Genomic DNA, 16,338 nt, shown 5'->3' on the forward strand with positions numbered 1-16,338 from the left:
TACCGCTGTCGGACGGCCGATCGCACGCCGAGGCCATAGTATAAAAGCATCGACGTAGTGTGTTATCCTATGCCAGTGCCAGGATACGATCCGGAAGATATCGACGACACGCTCGAGGCGCTCCTCGAACCCAACGAGATCGAAGACTATCTGGACGACGAACAGCTCGAGGCGTACCGAAACGGTGGCCAGGACCTGGTCGACCTGCTGGAAGGCAACGAAATCCGCCGCATCCTGGACCGGAAGGAAGGGGCGATCGACGCCCCCGACTGAGTCGCGACGAGATCAGTCGTCGTCCGCGTCAGCCGAGCAGCTCTCGCCGTGGCCCGGGACGTCTTGGCCCTCGATCGCGTGCTGGGGCGGGACGTCGATCGCCGGACTTTCCTCGAAGAAGTTGACCGGCTGTAGCTTGAAGCTGTAGACCTGCACCGGCAGGATCGGCCAGTCCTCGGGCCGGGTGACGTGGTTCACGCCGAGCGTGTACCACAGGACCAGGTCCTCCTCCTCGAGATTTCGGTCCGCCGCGGTCCAGGCCGGGAGCCCCGCGCCACCGGGATGCTGATTGGGGTACCGACCCGACGGATACCGTTCGTCCTCGCGGAACGGCGTCGCCCATAGGTGGTACTCGATGAATCCGGAGCGTTTCATCACGCTCGAGCCCGGCTGCACTGCTGCCTCGACGTTGCCGCCGGGCATGAGTCGGTAGCCGGTCGGCCTCCCGAGCCGGTTCTCTTCGGTCGGATTCACGACCTGCCAGTAGCGGCCCTTGAGCGGATCGATCAGCTCCTTGGCAGACTCCTCGCTCGCGAGTTTCGTACGCTTCGCGTAGAAGGCGTTGCCGCCGGGGTTGTGGGTGCGGTCGTCGGCGTCGCCCATCGGCTCGAGGCCGTCCGGCCCGGCCGGGACCTGCTGGTTCTCGACGCGGTAGAGCGTGTTCGGCCCGTCGTCGACGTTCACGTCCAGCCGGAAGTTGAAGAAGTGCTGGTGGATCGGGCCGTTGAGCTGTGGCGCGACGAGTTCGCCGTACCCCGAGGGATCGTCGTCCGGACCGACGGCGGAGACGCTGTCGATCCCCGTCAGCCGGACCTCGACCTCCATCGAGGCGTCCTGGTAGAAGTACCAGTTGAAGATGTAGTCGTAGTTGCCGACCGCGGCGACGAACGAGACGACGAGTCGCCGGCGCCTGCGGACCTCGTCGCTCCCGGTGCGCCAGTCGCTTCGCTCCCAGAGGGTGCCGTTGTCCTCCTCGTGGAGACAGATCGCGTTCTCCAGTACGTTCGCCTCGCCGCCGGCGGTGTTCATCACGGCGTCCCAGTAGTGCATGTGGCCGAGGCAGTCACAGCCGTTGGTCAGCGACTTCGCGAGCCGGCCGATGTTGTACTCGCCGACGTCCATCGCGTTCTTAAATCGGTCGTTGATGTCCGTCGTACCGTACGGCACGGACATCTCGGCACACGACGCGCGGTCGATGATCGAGCGCACCTCGCCGTCGTCCTCGTAGCCGATATCGTGGAGGACGAGCCCCTCGCGTTGGGTCCAGCCGATGCGTATGTGCCACCCCTGCCACTCGAGCTTCTGCCCCTCGACGCTCCAGCTCGGGCCGTCCGGCTGGTCGACGTTGTACGCGGTCAGGTCGTCGCGCAAGTCGACGTCGTCCTCGCGGTAGGCCATTCCCTCTGGCGGAAGCGGCTCGTCCTCGTCCGGCGGACCGTAGTCGACGACTTTCACGACCGCCATCCGGTCCAGATCGACGAAGGTGTGAACTCCGGTGACCGGCTTCGCGTACCCCTCGTCGCCGGCGTCCTCGTTCGGCCGGAGAAAGGTCAGCCCGTGAGCCAGCCGCTTCGACCGGTCGACGCCCTCGGGGACAAATTCGTGGCCGACCGACCACGGGTCGACCATCGCCCGATCGGTGTTCTCGATCCCGCGGCGCTCGAGGGCCGCCTGCCACTCTTCGTTTTCCTTGACCGTCTCCTCGCAGGCGACGAACTCCTCGATCGCGATCGAGGGCTGTGCACCCTCGACGTGCTCCCAGGAGACGACGGCGTCCTCGTCCAGCGAGACGACGGCCTCGATCGTCTTCCGTTCCGCACCGTCCCTGACGACGATCCGCGCCCGCCGGTCGGGAGCGTCGCCGCCGTCGTCGTAGGCCTCGATGGCCTCCTTCGGCGGCTCCGCCAGTTCGATCTTGATACAGAGACTCGAGTCGCCGATCGCTCGCTCCGCTGTCAGGATCTCGTATGCGGATTCGATCTCGTGCGGTGAAAGCGGATCGAGCGGGTGGTCCGCCGTGTGCGTGGCTTCCTGTGCCATGTGTACGGGGTACACGACGGGAACCAAATAGCTTCGTAGCGGTCCGGTCTGCCACTCGAGCGCTGGCCCGTCGGACTCGCGCCGTAGCTTACACCGGCTCGAGTCCCTCCTCCTCGCGCAACACGTTGATGTACTTCCGGAAGCCCGACTCGAGGTCGTACTCGGGCTCGTAGCCGAGGTCCTCCTTGGCCTTCGTCATGTCGAGGTTCTGTGTCCAAGGAAGTTCGCCGTCGTCGGAGACGTCGATGTCGGCGTCGGGCAGCACGCTCTCGACGGCCTCGGCGGCCTCTCGCACCGTCGCGAGCACGCCGCGGACGTTGTAGACGCGCTGCGTGAGCTCGTCTTTCGGGGTAAAGGCCGCCTTCTGGAACGCCTGGGCGATGTCCTCGACGTGTTGCCAGTCGATCGCCTGGTCGCCGTACTCGACGCTGTAGGACTCGCCGAGCGCGGGCTTCTCGATGATGTTCGCGAGAAAGGCCGATCCGCCGGTCTCGCGGTAGGGGCCGTAGGCGACCGTCGGCCGCAGGGCGACGTGGTCGAGGCCGTAGTCCTCGTGGTAGACCCGAGCCTGATGTTCGTTGTACTCCTTGGTTGCCCCGTAGAGCGTGTCCGGATACAGGAGTTCGTCCTCGTCGATCCATTCGGCGTCGTAGTTGTGCGGCGGGGCGTACGCCGCCGCCGAGGACGCCCAGGCGACGCGCTCGACCTGGTCGTCGAGGGTCCGGGCAGCCTCGAGGACGTTGTTCGTCCCCATGATGTTCACCTCGGCCGCGCTCCGGGGGTTCTCGCGGGCGGTCGTCGTCAGCAACGCGGCGAGGTGGACGATATGAGTCGCCCCCGTCTCCTTGACCGCGCGGATCACGTCCGTCGGTTCGGAGACGTCGCCCGGTCGCACCGCGGCGTCGTCGGCAACGCCGAGTTTCTCGAGTATTTCCGTGTCCGTCGAGAGGTCGTAGGCCACGACGTCGTGGCCGTGCTCGAGCAGGTCCTGTACCACGTAGGAACCGATGAAGCCGGTTCCGCCGGTTACCAGCACGGTCGCGTTGTCGTCGGTCATGTGTTCAGCGTATGTCGATAGTTCACGTATAGGTTGGTGTTCGATCGAGCCGTCGACGTCGGGGGTCGACGGCCGCCGTCACTCGTGGAGTCCCCCGACCGAGTCGTAGAACGAGGAGGACAGCGTCTCGGCCATGTCCTCCTCGCGGTCGATCCGGACATCGATGACGTGCGGGGTATCTGCCGTCTTCCCCTCCGCGAGCGCGGCGGCGAACTCGTCGGGGTCGGTCACCCGGCACCCGACCACACCGAACGCCTCTGCGACTTTCACGAAGTCGGTGTCGTGGAACTCGACGCCCGCGATGTCGCCATCCTCGTGTTGCATCTGGCGGACCATCCCGAGGCTGGTGTCGTTCAGGACGACGAACGTCGGCGCGACGCCGTACTCGACGGCCGTCTCGACGCTGTTCATCGTCATCGAGAACCCGCCGTCGCCCGCGACGGCGATCACGTCCCTGTCCGTCGTCAACGCCGCCGACACTGCGGCCGGGTTCGCCCACCCCATCCCGCCGACGCCGCCGCTCCCGAAGTAGGAGCGGATCGCGGGCGTCTGAAGGTAGTACAGCAGCCAGAACCGGTTGTTGCCGGAATCGGCTGTAACGATGGTGTCCTCGTCGACGACGGCCTGGATCTCCTTGGCCGCACGCTGGGGCTTGATCGGTGCGGAGTCGTCCTCGCACTCGGGCGCGGTGAACCACTCCCTGGCCTCGGCGGCGCGCTCGAGCGCCCAGCCGTTCTCCCCGCTCCCGGCGTCGGCGAGCGCCTCGAGAGTCGCCTTCGCGTCGCCGATCAGGCCGACGTCGGCGGGGTAGACCCAGCCGGCGTTCCGGGCGTCGACATCGGCGTGGACGATCGTCTGCTCCTCTGGACGAACGAAGTCGGGCGCCTGCCAGTTCGTGTCCATCGGGTTCAGCCGGCAGCCGACGACGAGCAGCGTGTCGGCCTCGCTGACGACCTGGTTGGCGCCCTCGTGGCCGAACGAGCCGATGACGCCCGCGGCGCGCTCGTCGGTCTCCGGATACGTCGACTTCCCCAGGTAGGAGGTAACGACGGCGCAGTCGTAGGCGTCGGCGACTGCAGCGAGTTCGTCGTACGCTTTCGCTGCATGGATACCGTTCCCCGCGACGATCACGGGCCTGGCCCCGTTCTCGAGAGCCTCGGCGGCGCTAGCGACGTCTGCCGGGGTCGGCGCGGCGTCCCAGGTCCGGGTTTGCTCGCGCGCATCCCACGCGGGCGGGGTCGGGTCGTCGGGCACCGCGTCGCTGATCGCGTCCCCGTCCAGCACGACCGCGGTGGGACCGGGTCGGCCGGCGACGGCGTGTTTGAACGCCAGCTGCGTGCTCCGGAGCGTCTCGATCGGCGTGCGCGGGAACCACCACTCCTTCGTGACGCCGTCGAGGATTTTCGGGAGGCTGAACCCGCCGTAGTCCCCGCGGGCCTGCTGGTAGGGCGCGAGCGTGGAGTACTCGCCCCGTTCGGAGGCCTCGGTGAGCACGACCATCGGTGAGGAGCCGAGCCGAGCCTCCAGTTGCCCCATTAGTCCCAGGCTGCCGATCCAGGGTCCCTGTCCGGTGAGTACCCCTGGATTCCCGGTGAGCCGGCCGTAGGTCTCGGCCATGACGCTGGCCTCGCGCTCGTCGCGGGGTCGGACGAGGTCGATCTCCGATTCCGGCAGGTGCTCGAGCAGCTCGATCGCGCGCCCGCCGGGGTAGCCGAAGACGTACTCGACCTCGAGCTCCTCGAGGGTTTCGACGAGTGCAGCGGCGGTGGTCGTCATCTCTCGTCGACGTGGACCGTCTCCTCGACGATCATGCGCTCGCCGGCGTCGAAGTCGACGTAGTCGGCGGCGTCGGCCATCACCTCTTGGCCCGTTTCGGAGTCGAAGGCGTCCTCGAGCGCCGCCATGTCCTCGAAGGCGAGCTCGAGCACGCCGTCGTACTCGACGGCGTCGGGATTCGTCGGGACCGACGTGGTGTAGCGCTTCAGCCCGGGTAGGTCGCGCGCGAGGTCGGCGTGATCGCCCTGCCACCACTCGACGAACTCCTCGTGGCTGTACTCGTCTCCGCGGACCAAAAACTCGACCTGTTTGATCATGCAGTCGTACTGTTGCGAGCTCTTCCCTTCGTTCTGTCGGTGCGACGTGTCCCCGATCGGCGTGACGATCGTTTCCGCGGCCCGAACAGCTATGTGTGGAGATCACACTGTCGCCAGTATGACCGAGATGCCAGCGGTACGCGTCGACCACGTCGGGATCGCCGTCGAGTCGATCGAGGAGGCCGAGGAGCTGCTGTTCGCGCTCGGCTGCGAGAAGATCCACGAGGAGCGAAGCGAGTACGGGTCGTTCACCTGGGCGACGTACGTGTTAGGTGGTGCTTCACGGCTCGAGCTTATCGCTCCCAGAGAGGAATCGGAGTCGTTTCTGACTGAGTTCCTCGAGCGAAACGGTCCCGGCCTCCACCACGTCACGCTCGAGGTCGCCGACCTCGATCGAGCCGTCGACACGCTCGTAGAACGGGGCATCGCGGTCGTCGACCGCGCCGAGTTCGACCACTGGACGGAGGCGTTCCTCCCGCCGAGCAACCCGACCGGCGCACTGTTCCAATTAATGGAGTACCACGACGGCTACGCCGAGACGCGGGCGGCGGGTGAGGCGCTGTTCGTCGACGGGGAACCGCTCTGAGGATGTCAAGCGGTCACGATCCTCATACTTTATTGGTCTGTGTGGAAAATCACCGTCCCGATGTACAAACACGTCGCCCTTCTCGTCCGCCAGGACGGGATGAGCCACGAGGCGTTCGTCGACTACTGGCAGACCGAGCACACCCCGATCGCTCGCGAGATCGACGGCGTCGTCCGCTACCAGCAGGTTCTCCCCACGGAGCCCGACCACGCCGAGTTCGATGGGATCGCCGAACTTTACTTCGAGGACATAGAGAAGCTGTACGACGCGCTCGGCAGCGAGGGATCGCGGGACTACGACCCCGAGAAAGGCAAGGCCAGAGAGGCCCGCGAGGACGTCGATAACTTCCTCGCGATCGAGGAACGTCCCCGCGTCATCGGCGAGGAGATCGTCCAGAAGGACGAGGTCGACGGCGACACGGACGGTCTCTATAAACACTCCGCCTTCCTCGTCCGGAAGGAAGGGATGAGCCACGAGGCGTTCGTCGACTACTGGCAGACCGAACACACCCCGATCGCCCGCGAGATCGACGGCGTCGTGAAGTACAACACCGTTATCCCAACCGACCCCGACAACGCCGAGTTCGACGGCGTCGCCGAACTCTACTTCGAGGATCTCGAGAAACTGTACGACGCGCTGGGGAGCGAGGGGTCGCGGGACTACGACCCCGAGAAGGGGAAAGCAAGGGAGGCCCGCGAGGACGTCGACAACTTCCTCGCGATCGATGAGCGGCCCCGTCTCATCGGGCGGGAGCGACTCGTCAAACGCGAGGGCGAGCGCTGATCGCGATGGCCGACTCCGATTTCGAGCGACAGGTCCGCGAGGCGTTCCCCGAACTCGAGCGCATCGGGAGCGACGACCTCCGGGAGCGGGTCGTCGAGGCGTGGACCCTCGGTCTGGAACGCGGCGGCTGGCGAGACGTCGAGGACATCCCCTACGCCTGGAACATCCGAGAGGTGACGAACGTCGAACACGTCCGCGGGGTCACCCGTATCGCCCTCGAGAGCGCCCGCGAACAGCGGGAGTTCCACGGTGCGGACCCCGATACGGATACGATCGCGGCCGCGTGTCTTCTCCACGACGTCGGGAAGTGTTACGAGTACCCCGACCACGTCGACGACGCGCTCCTCGAAGAGCCCGACCCGCGCTACGTCAGCGAGGAGATCCCCCACTCCATCTCAGGATACGCGCTGGCCCACGAGGTCGGCTGTCCGCTCGCCGTCCAGCGGGCGATCCCCCACTTCCTCGGCGAAGTCCCGAAACGGACCCTCGAGGCCGAACTCGTCAAGAGCGCGAACTCGGCGTCCTCGAACGCGATCACGCAGGCGACGATGGGAATCACGCTCCAGGAGTGGGTCGAAGAGTATTCCCAGACCGCGTGAGCGACCGAGCTGTTCGAATAGCGGGAACACACTTTTGTCGGTGCGCTCACCACTACCGGTATGGGATCCGAACCGGGGTACAGACCGGTCGAGACCGTCGAGACCGCCCTCGAGATCGTTGCCCTGCTCAAACGCCGGGATCAAGCAGGTGTGACGGCGATCGCGGACGAACTCGGGATCGCGAAGAGCACCGCATCCCGCCACGCCCGAACGCTCGAGGATCGAGGCCTCCTCGTTCGGGAGGGTGAGGCGTACCGTCTCGGAACGTGGTTTCTGGACTACGGGACCTACGTCCGGAACCGGCAACCCGTCTTCGAGGCGGCAAAGCCGAAAGTCGACGAACTCGCCGCAGCGACCGACGAGAAGGTCTGGTGCGTGATCGAGGAACACGGCGTCGGCGTCCACATCTACGGCGCCGAGGGGCGCCACTCGGTGCGGACCCACGCTCGAGTCGGCAGGCGAACCCCGCTGCACCAGTTCGCCGCGGGAAAGGCGATCCTCGCGCACCTGCCCGAAGCGCGAATCGGGACGATCCTCGAGGAACGCGGGCTCGAGGCGGCGACCGACGAGACGATCACCGACCGATCCGAGCTTCGGGAGCGCCTCGAGACGATCCGCGAGCGGGGGTACGCGATCAACCGCGAGGAGTCGGTTCGCGGGGTCCGCGCGGTCGGCGCGCCGATCAGATCCGACTCCGGCGACGCCGTCGCGGCGATCAGCGTCGCCGGCCCCGCCAATCGGCTCCGCGGCGAGGTGTTGACCGAAGAGCTACCGGCGCTCCTGCTCGGCGCGACGAACGAGATCGAGGTTAACCTCGCCCACTCCTGACTCGCTGCGGTGTGATGTTCGAACTGCTCGAACGGTTCGTGCTCGAGCGACCCGTCACCCTGTCGAGTGCCGGGAGGGCATTACGAACATACCTCTGTAATATCCTGCCGACAGACGGGTAGGAGAGACCGCCCGAATCCATATCGTCCCTCGATGTTTCAGCAACTCAAACACGAGCAGGGTGACACTACCTCGAGCGGTGTCCATCAGTTCCGGCAATTGATACTGTTCGAAATGTCCGGAGGGATACACTACTAGTATTGCCAATATAGGGCATCACTATAGCACAGTATCAACCGCCGAGATAGTTCTACTGCTCGAATCACCACCGACCAGACAGTGGGTCGACTGGGTAGTTACCGAAGCAATCGTTCTTCCCATTCCTTCCGTTTTATTCGCTATATGTGCGCCTTTCTGGAATATATACAGAGAAAGAGTCGAGTCAACAAACCGTTCTAAATCGCTTTGTTTTCGCTATCAACTTCTGGAATAGCATAGAGCACTCGTATGAAAGCTGCAAAGACATAGTCGAAAAACGCAGTAGTATTGTATCAAATGTGAATATCCTATCCTCGGAATACGAATCAATCGGTTGTCAATTAGTCGATTATTGAACCGACAGCGTCGTTCCGCGGGATCCAGTCGATCGGTCGGTGCCGGCGCGCTCAGAGCTCCACCGATCGTTCCTCGTCGGCAGCCCGGTGTATCGCCTCGATGACACGCATATCGGCGAGCCCGTGGCGGCCGTCGGGGTATATCTCGCCGTCGGTCAGCACGCGGTCCGCGAAGTAGTCGAACACCTCCCGAACCTCTCGTTGGGCGTCGAACCCTTCGTGTTCGATTTCGACGGAGACGTCACCGCGAGAGAGTTGCAGGGTCGCCTCGCCGTGGAACGCCGGGTCGAGTTCGATCGTCCCCTCGGTTCCGGTGAGTTTTAGATGGGTGTCCTCGTGGGCGCGCTGGCTCGAGGTCGTGATCATGTGAACGTCGTCCTCGAGCAGCAGCGACGAGGAGGCGCGTTCGTCGGGCACGTCGTCGAACGCCTCGTGGTGAGAGGTCATCCGCGAGGAGACTGCCACGGGCTCACGCCGAAGCAGGTATCGCGTCGTATTGATCGAATAGATGCCCAGATCCATCACGGAGGTGCCGTACCCGGAGAGCTCCGGATCGAGTCGCCACTGGTCGTGATCGGGGTTCATCTCGAGCAGGGGCTGGCCGTTCGCGCCGTAGACCGAGACGGGCTCGCCAATGAAACCCGACTCGACGAGCTCCCTCGCCCGACGAACCGCGGGTTCGGTCTGCATTCGATAGGCGATCATCAGGGGAACGTCGCCGTCCTCGCAGGCCTCGACCAGCCGTTCGGCCCGCTCGACGGTCGCCTCCATGGGCTTCTCACAGAGGACGGCCTTCCCAAGGTCGGCCGCCGTCTCGGCGTACTCGAGGTGGTAGGCGTTTGGCGTGCCGACGTAGACGGCGTCGTAGGCGTCGCTCGCCGCGCCGTCGTGGTACTGGTCGTAGCTGATCCCGCGTTCGACGTCGTTCTCCTCGGCGAGCCGTTCGGCCTTCTCGGTCGAACTGCTCACCAGTACCGAGACCTCGCCGAGGTCGGAGTTTTCGATCGCCGGGATCGCGACGTCGACTGTCCACCAGCCGAGCCCGATCAGTGCGTACCGGACGGTACCCTCCTCGGTCGTCTGCCAGTCCCGCTCGTCGTAGCCGTCGATCCAGTCGTGCATCTATGGAAAAGGTACTCGGAGGAGGAATAAAACTCCTCACCCGCCGACGACGAGCACCGGTCGGGTCGCGAGCCTGACGACCGCGTCGACGGTGCTCCCGAGCAGGGCCCCCTTGAAATCCGACCGTCCGCGGCTGCCGACGACGATCGCGTCGACCCCGCAGTCGTCGGCGTAGGTGACGATCTCCTCGTGCGGGACCCCGACCCGAACGGCCGTCTCGACCGGAACGCCGGCCGCCTCGGCTCGCTCCTCGAGGGTTGCGAGCGACGCCTCGGCCCGCTCCCGGAGGTGGCGTTCGACCTCGTTCGGATCGACGATGGCGTTGTCGTACTCGGTCCGGGTCTCGAGGACGGCGACGCCGTACAGCGTCGCCTCAAGGCGGTCCGCGAGATCGATCGCGTGTTCGACGGCCACCGACGCCGTCTCACTACCGTCGGTCGCGACGAGGATCGAGTCGTACATATCGGATCTACGCGAGCAAGCGACAAAGAGCTACGGCTGCGATCGGCTACCGGTTTCGCTTCGGCATCGTCGAGTGGCGCTTGACCGCGTTCATGTCCGCCCGCTCGTTCGGCGGCGGCGCCATCGTCGAGTGCCGGGACGACTCACTCGAGCCGAGTCCGCCGTCGTCGGAGCCCAGCAGGCCGTCGTCGTCCTCGTCTTCGTCGTCTTCGTCGTCTTCGTCATCATCCTCTTCGGAGTCCAAAAGATCGCCCGCGGAGTCGAGGAGATCGTCCTCGTCGTCCTCGTCGTCCTCGTCCGACCCGTCGTCGGCAGCCGCCGCCAGCTGCTCCCGAACCGACTCGAGGTCGGCGTCGAACTCCTCGACCGACGAACCGACGGCGTCCCGGAGGCGCTCCTCGAGTTCGTCGGTCGCACTCCCGTCGTCCGCCGCTTCTTCGTCGTCCGTCACTTCCTCCTCGTCCCCTTCCTCCGACTCGCCCTCGGCGCCGTCGTCGTCGCCGTCTTCGGTGTCGCTCTGCTCGTCCGCTTCGTCTTCGTCGCCGTCGCCCTCCTCGGTCGCCTCGCGGAGCCCGTCGATCGCGGTCTCGAGCTCGCCTTCCTCCTCGCGGTCGCCGAGCTTCGCGAGCCGGACCAGCCGCCGGAGCTCCTCGACGCGGTCGGGCTCACCCTTGGTGATCGCCTCGGGAACAGTCTCGGGTTCGGTTCCGTCTTCGAGCGTGCCCAGTCCGACCGCCTCGAGCAGCTCGCGGGGGTCCGTCGACTCGAGGAGATCGGCCGCCTCCTCGGAGAGCTCGAGCAGGTCGTCGTCGGCGCCGTCGCCGTCCTCGTCCGGAACGGCGAGCGCGCCACTCTCGGTGCTGGCCTCGTCGAGAATCTCCGTAATACGGTCGTAAAGTTCGTCGGTCATGGTTCTAGATCGGGATCGGGTGAAAGCCCGGATTCGGTGTCGAGGGGATTACGACGACTCGTCGGATTCGTCGTCCGCCTCGGACTCGCCGTCGTCGGCTTCCTCGTCGGCGACCGCCTCGATGATCTCGTCGGTCATCTCCTCGCGGCTGAGGTTCGCCTTGACGCCGACGTCCTTGGCGACCGACTGCAGATCCTGGTACGACATCACGCCGAGGAAGTCCTCGAGGGTCTCGCGTCGCAGGTTCTCGAGTTCCTCGACCGACGGCTCCTCCGAGGGTTCGTCCTCGCCGTCGTCTTCGTCGGCAGCGTCCTTGTCGCTTTCGTCGCCGTCGGCCTCGTCTTCCTCGTCAGCGGCTTCCTCGTCGCTTTCGTCCTCCGTTTCGTCGTCATCGTCGTCGGAATCAAGAAGATCATCGGCGGAGTCGAGGACTCCGCCCTCTCCGTCCTCGGCCTCGCCCTCTGACTCCGACTCGTCCTCGGCCTCGTCGCTGGTGAGCGCACCGGTTGCCGACGAGAGGGCGTCCTGGCCGACGACGCTGGCGATCGCATCGCGGATCGCCGTCCGGATCGCGGCCACCAGATCCGAGACGAGCTCGCGAAGGCTCTGTCCGTTCTCGATCCCCTTTCGGAGGGTTTCCTGGATATCGCGACCGATCGTCGCGCCGAGCTCGCGACCGAGCTGTTCGCCGAACTGTCTGCCGACGGCCGCACCGACCTCGCCGCCGTCGAGGTTGTCCTCGAGGCTTCCGTCGCCGAGCAGATCGGCGACGTCGACCTGTTCGGTAACCTCGTCGGAGACCATCTGCTTCAGCCCGGAGTCCTCACTCATCGCACTCACCTCGAGTGGCTCGTAGTGGAGAACGCGGTGTCACGGCTACTCCCCTCCGTCCTCGCTCTCCTCGTCGTCATCCTCTTCGTCCTCTTCGTCCTCTTCGTCCTCTTCGTCCTCATCGCCGTCATCGGTCTCCTCCTCGTCGCTTTCGTCCTCGTCTTCTTCGTCGACTTCTTCAGCTTCGTCGTCCTCGTCTTCCTCGTCTTCTTCGTCGGCTTCTTCGGCTTCGTCGTCCTCGTCACCCGCACTGAGCAGCTCCTCGACGACGAGGTCGCCGATCGTACGCCCGACCTGCTCGCCGATTTTGCGACCGATGATTGCGCCGATTAGCCCGCCCAGCGTCTCGCCGACGGGTTCGTCCTCGCTGATCTCGTCTTCCCACTGCGTACCTTCGACGAGCTCGTCGAGCTCGAGGCTCTCGGTGATCTTGTCGTAGTCGATCTGTTCTGTCAGTGACTGGGATTCCTCACTCATTGTTATGCGCTCGCCTCCGCCTCGCCTTCCTGTTCGTTCGATTCCTCGTCGCCCTCGAGCTGGTCGATCAGCGCCTGGAGGATCTCACGGACGACCGTGGCGATGAACTCCTCGACGGGCAGGTCCGGAATCAGCCCGCGCAGGCTGTCGGTCATCGTCTCGATGGCCGACGAGATCCGACCCTGTGCGTCCTCGTCCTCGCCTTCGTCGTCCTCGTCACCTTCAGCATCCTCGTCGTCTTCGTCGCCGCCCAGCAGTTCGCTGACGAACTCCCGCGGTCTGCTCACGAGCGACGTCAGCGCCTCCTGCGAACGGTCGACGATCGACGAAAGCGCGTCTGCCGGGTTCGGGAGCAGGTCCTGAACGCCGCCGAGCAGGTCCTGCGAGCCGTCGAGGAGCCCGGAGACGGCGGACAGCAGGTTGCCGACCAGGTTCCCCTCTCCCGGCCGAGCCGAGAGGTTGAGTACGACGGGATCGAGGTTGACCTCGAGCCCGAGCAGATCGAGGAACAGTCCGTCGAGGTCGAGGTGGAGGACGTTCGTCGCGTCGTCGTCCTCGTAGGAGTCTTCGGCACCCTGTTCGTGACCGACGGGGTCTTCTTCCTCCTCGTCCTCTTCAGCTTCCTCTTCGTCTTCCTCGTCTTCTTCGTCCTCTTCGGCTTCCTCTTCGTCTTCCTCGTCTTCTTCGTCCTCTTCGGCTTCCTCTTCCTCCTCTTCCCCTTCGTCCGGCAGTTCGTCCTCGCCACCGTCGGTCATCACTCGTCGCGGTTCGCCCTCGTCGTCGGCCAGCATCGAACGGAAACCGGCGTCCTCGAGTCCGAAATCCGAACGGTCTTCCGAGTCGTCGTGCTCTCTCGTCTCTGTCATTATCTGGAAACACAGACGAGAGTGTCCGTTGTGGTGGTTTGCCTTGCGTATGCGATTTCTGCCTCAGTTACAGTGAAACGAAATGTGTGGGGCAGTCCTCGTGTCCCTACAGGGGATTCACTCTCGAGGAGCGACCGATCCGACGGCGAGAGCGTACTCGCCGCGTGTCCGTCCGTCGTCGTGGTAGGTGACCGGTTCCTCGATCGCGGCAACCGTTCCGCCCTCGACCGCTGCGGCGGTCGAAATCCCCTCGAGTCGCTCGTGCTCGAGCGGCCCGGACTCGAGATCGAATCGACGAACGGCGTGGGTGTCGGGGTCCCGATCCCGAAAGTTCTGCGCGCAGGGGACGGCGATCCGCGAGCCGTCGGTCGCGAGGGCGTGAACGAACCCGCACACGGAGTCGTCCCACAGTGGCCGACCGTCCTCGCCGAAGACGGCGATCCGGTGTTCGTTCGGGTGGCGGCCCGCCGTCTCGCGGCTCTCTGCGGCGTAGGTGTTGCCCGTGAGAAACGCCACCCGGCCGTCGTTCGCGTAGGCGTGGTTCGGGTACGCGTACAGCCGTTCGCCGTCGATCTCGGTCTCGGTCGCGAGATCGACCCGCCAGCGCTCGGCGCCACCCGACTCGAGCAGGTAGCCGCGCTTGTCGCCGTGGCTCGCGACCGCGAGGCGCCCGTCGTCGAAGGAGACGTCGCCGACGCGGCGGTCGCCCTCGGTGCCGGGGTCCCAGGTCCAGGCGAGGTCGCCGCCCACTCCGGCGGTTTCACCGCCTCCGTTTCGCGACGACTCCGTCGTCGCGCAGGTCTCGAGAACGACCAGTCCGTTGTCGTGCTCGCCCGTACAGCGGTTGTAGCCGACGGCCAGGCGCTCCCCCGACTCGTCTAACTCGAGCGCGATCGGCGAGGCGTCAGTGCCGTACCGCCAACGGACCGTTCCCTCGGAATCGAACGCGAGGACGGTGCTGTTCCACTGCCGGGTCTCGCCGTCGCGCTCGTAGCGGCGGGTCGCCGCGTACAGTCTGTCGCCGTCGGTCTCGAGGGCGACGACGTACGGCTTGGCGAAGACGCTCCCCCGAACCGGCTCGCCGACGTCGGCAGCGGTCTCGTACCGCCACCGGCACTCGCCCGTCTCGAGGTCGTAGACTGCGATCGTTCCTCTCTCCCCGCGTCCGGCGACAACGACCGTATCCGCGCGGTCGCCGTCGCTGCCGCCTCCCCCGTCGCCGCCCTCGAGCGTCACGATGCCGACCGCGTGGTCGGGGTGCTCCACGGACCACCGGGCCTCGAGCGAGTCGCTCTCGAAGGCCGTGACGGTACCGTCCCACTGCCCGGCGACGACGACCCCGCCGGTCGCGTGAACCGCCGATCGAGTCCACATATGCCGGCTGCGGGCGCTCTCGATCCGGCCGAGCGAGCGGCGTTGAAGCGTCGACTCCTGCCCGTTGCCGTCTCTCCCATCGGATTCTGCGTCAGCCTCCGTCATACTCACTCCGGTACAGGGACCGTCCCGTGACACGAGTCGCAGGTTGCTCGTCCGACAGCACGTCCCTCGAGCGGTCGGCCGTGCGTGAGGTCGTACTTGACCAGGCGATCCTCGGACGCGAGCGTAGACGCCCGTCCGGCGACGGCTCGGGCCGTCGCCGTCGTCGGCCTCGATCTCCGATCGTGTGACTGCGCGTTGGGTAGCATCACCCGAGGATGACCGCCGGGGCCACTAAAACAATTCTGTTTGATGTATGGAAACTGAAGTTGCCGGAATACGGTCATCGTACGGAACGGTCGGTCCGAACGCCGAGCGGCAGCTACCGGTCGATCGAGGACCGCCGCGAGTGTCGCCCCGAAAACGTCACGCACCGGCGTCGGATCACTCGCGGTCGGCCTCGACCCCGACGTCGAACTTGCCGCGCCACCGGTAGCGCCTCCCGCCCCAGACGAACGATCGACGAGCCAGGCCGTAGCACAGCAGTGGAAGCGCCGCCAGCGCCACGGGGTAAGCCGCGAGGAACGTCCAGCGTCGGATCCCGAAGGCGGCGTAGACGCCGGCCATCAGGGTCGTCGTCAGGAGGAACGCGGGAAGCGGGAACAGCACGCAGACGGCGGTCAGCGCGGCCCCGATCACTCCCTGGACGATGAGCCCCGCCGGATCGTAGTAGCGAACGATCTGGACGAACCGAACCTGGTTCTCGAGTGTCTCGCGGATCGAGCCGCCGATCTCGACGTACCGCGTTCGCCTGACGGTCGTAAAGTCGACGTGCTCCATCAGGAGCCCGTCGTCGCTGATCGTTCGCCGAAGATCGGCGAGAAAGGCCGCCTCGTCCTCGAGATCGCCGCGCTCGAAAACGAGGGCGCCGGCCCACGGGATGTTTGCGAGGTAGACGGCGAGCGTCCCGCTGATCGCGTGGGTCGGTTCGAGTACGGTCGCGAGGGGATCCCGCCCGACGAACACGGGCACCTCGGAGGTCGGCCCCTGCCGGTCGTAGTCGGCACGGAGCCCCTCGAGCCAGTCGGGCGGGTGGTAGAAATCGTCGTCCGTCCAGACGATCCGCTCCGTTTCTGCGGCCTCCATACCGGCCGCGATCGCGTTGGCCTTTCCGGAACAGCCCTCGGGCTCTCCGGCGACGATCAGCCTGACGTCGGCGTAGTCGGCGACGCGTTCGGCGACCGATTCGCAGGGGTCGTCGCAGACGACGAGGAGTTCGTCGCCCGATCGAAGCTGGGCGGCGACCTGCTCGCAGGCGTCGTTCCACCCCGTCGTCGGCAGGACGATGGTCGTCGGCGTAGCCGCTTCCATACCTCACCAT

The 16,338-nt window shown here is 65.7% G+C and carries 17 protein-coding genes; 5 read left to right on the forward strand and 12 right to left on the reverse strand.

The features are described from left to right. Positions 1 to 69 precede the first annotated feature (69 nt). On the forward strand, positions 70 to 273 hold the full coding sequence (locus tag ACFEMD_RS21275) for a hypothetical protein (protein ID WP_394743272.1): 204 nt from the start codon (positions 70 to 72) through the stop codon (positions 271 to 273). Positions 274 to 285: 12 nt separating this feature from the next. Here ACFEMD_RS21275 and ACFEMD_RS21280 read toward each other — a convergent pair whose 3' ends face one another. From ACFEMD_RS21280 to ACFEMD_RS21295, 4 genes are all read right to left on the reverse strand, one after another. Continuing rightward, positions 286 to 2,313 (reverse strand): primary-amine oxidase, encoded by a 2,028-nt coding sequence (locus ACFEMD_RS21280; RefSeq protein ID WP_394743273.1) that lies wholly within the window; start codon positions 2,311 to 2,313, stop codon positions 286 to 288. A gap of 88 nt (positions 2,314 to 2,401) precedes the next feature. Next, positions 2,402 to 3,370 (reverse strand): NAD-dependent epimerase/dehydratase family protein, encoded by a 969-nt coding sequence (locus ACFEMD_RS21285; RefSeq protein WP_394743274.1) that lies wholly within the window; start codon positions 3,368 to 3,370, stop codon positions 2,402 to 2,404. 78 nt (positions 3,371 to 3,448) lie between these two features. Then, positions 3,449 to 5,146, reverse strand: a complete 1,698-nt coding sequence (locus ACFEMD_RS21290) for a thiamine pyrophosphate-binding protein (RefSeq protein ID WP_394743275.1) — start codon at positions 5,144 to 5,146, stop codon at positions 3,449 to 3,451. Further along, entirely contained in the window at positions 5,143 to 5,463 is a 321-nt protein-coding gene (locus ACFEMD_RS21295) for an EthD family reductase (protein WP_394743276.1), read from the reverse strand. Before ACFEMD_RS21295 ends, ACFEMD_RS21290 begins: the two co-directional genes overlap by 4 nt. Positions 5,464 to 5,581: 118 nt before the next feature. On the opposite strand from ACFEMD_RS21295, the gene ACFEMD_RS21300 reads away from it, so the two are divergent. From ACFEMD_RS21300 to ACFEMD_RS21315, 4 genes are read left to right on the forward strand one after another with little or no spacing between them, the layout of a single operon-like run. Further along, positions 5,582 to 6,049 carry a VOC family protein gene (locus ACFEMD_RS21300; protein ID WP_394743277.1) on the forward strand — a complete coding sequence of 156 codons (468 nt, stop codon included), beginning with the start codon at positions 5,582 to 5,584 and terminating at the stop codon, positions 6,047 to 6,049. Between the two features lie 60 nt (positions 6,050 to 6,109). Further along, positions 6,110 to 6,832: an EthD domain-containing protein gene (locus ACFEMD_RS21305; protein WP_394743278.1), complete on the forward strand. Its 723-nt coding sequence runs from the start codon at positions 6,110 to 6,112 to the stop codon at positions 6,830 to 6,832. A 5-nt stretch (positions 6,833 to 6,837) separates the two neighbouring features. Next, complete coding sequence (locus ACFEMD_RS21310; RefSeq protein ID WP_394743279.1) at positions 6,838 to 7,431, forward strand: HD domain-containing protein; 594 nt, start codon at positions 6,838 to 6,840, stop codon at positions 7,429 to 7,431. A gap of 60 nt (positions 7,432 to 7,491) precedes the next feature. Then, positions 7,492 to 8,259, forward strand: coding sequence for an IclR family transcriptional regulator (locus tag ACFEMD_RS21315; RefSeq protein WP_394743280.1), 768 nt, complete (start codon positions 7,492 to 7,494; stop codon positions 8,257 to 8,259). Between the two features lie 665 nt (positions 8,260 to 8,924). On the opposite strand, the gene gfo6 is transcribed toward ACFEMD_RS21315, so the two are convergent. The 8 genes from gfo6 to ACFEMD_RS21355 all read right to left on the reverse strand — a co-directional run bounded on the left by gfo6 (position 8,925) and on the right by ACFEMD_RS21355 (position 16,328). Continuing rightward, positions 8,925 to 9,995 carry a D-xylose 1-dehydrogenase Gfo6 gene (gfo6, locus tag ACFEMD_RS21320; protein ID WP_394743281.1) on the reverse strand — a complete coding sequence of 357 codons (1,071 nt, stop codon included), beginning with the start codon at positions 9,993 to 9,995 and terminating at the stop codon, positions 8,925 to 8,927. Positions 9,996 to 10,031: 36 nt separating this feature from the next. Continuing rightward, positions 10,032 to 10,457 (reverse strand): universal stress protein, encoded by a 426-nt coding sequence (locus ACFEMD_RS21325; protein ID WP_394743282.1) that lies wholly within the window; start codon positions 10,455 to 10,457, stop codon positions 10,032 to 10,034. A 46-nt stretch (positions 10,458 to 10,503) separates the two neighbouring features. Then, positions 10,504 to 11,367 carry a hypothetical protein gene (locus ACFEMD_RS21330; protein WP_394743283.1) on the reverse strand — a complete coding sequence of 288 codons (864 nt, stop codon included), beginning with the start codon at positions 11,365 to 11,367 and terminating at the stop codon, positions 10,504 to 10,506. Positions 11,368 to 11,415: 48 nt separating this feature from the next. After that, positions 11,416 to 12,198, reverse strand: coding sequence for a hypothetical protein (locus tag ACFEMD_RS21335; protein WP_394743284.1), 783 nt, complete (start codon positions 12,196 to 12,198; stop codon positions 11,416 to 11,418). A 45-nt stretch (positions 12,199 to 12,243) separates the two neighbouring features. After that, complete coding sequence (locus ACFEMD_RS21340; RefSeq protein WP_394743285.1) at positions 12,244 to 12,675, reverse strand: hypothetical protein; 432 nt, start codon at positions 12,673 to 12,675, stop codon at positions 12,244 to 12,246. 2 nt (positions 12,676 to 12,677) lie between these two features. Beyond that, complete coding sequence (locus tag ACFEMD_RS21345) at positions 12,678 to 13,541, reverse strand: hypothetical protein (protein ID WP_394743286.1); 864 nt, start codon at positions 13,539 to 13,541, stop codon at positions 12,678 to 12,680. Positions 13,542 to 13,658: 117 nt separating this feature from the next. After that, positions 13,659 to 15,020, reverse strand: a complete 1,362-nt coding sequence (locus tag ACFEMD_RS21350; protein WP_394743287.1) for an outer membrane protein assembly factor BamB family protein — start codon at positions 15,018 to 15,020, stop codon at positions 13,659 to 13,661. Between the two features lie 381 nt (positions 15,021 to 15,401). Further along, positions 15,402 to 16,328: a glycosyltransferase gene (locus ACFEMD_RS21355; RefSeq protein ID WP_394743288.1), complete on the reverse strand. Its 927-nt coding sequence runs from the start codon at positions 16,326 to 16,328 to the stop codon at positions 15,402 to 15,404. Positions 16,329 to 16,338 lie beyond the last annotated feature (10 nt).

Origin of the sequence: Natronococcus roseus, from assembly GCF_043677095.1 — an archaeon.
In the GTDB taxonomy this organism is placed as follows: Archaea; Halobacteriota; Halobacteria; order Halobacteriales; family Natrialbaceae; genus Natronococcus; species Natronococcus roseus.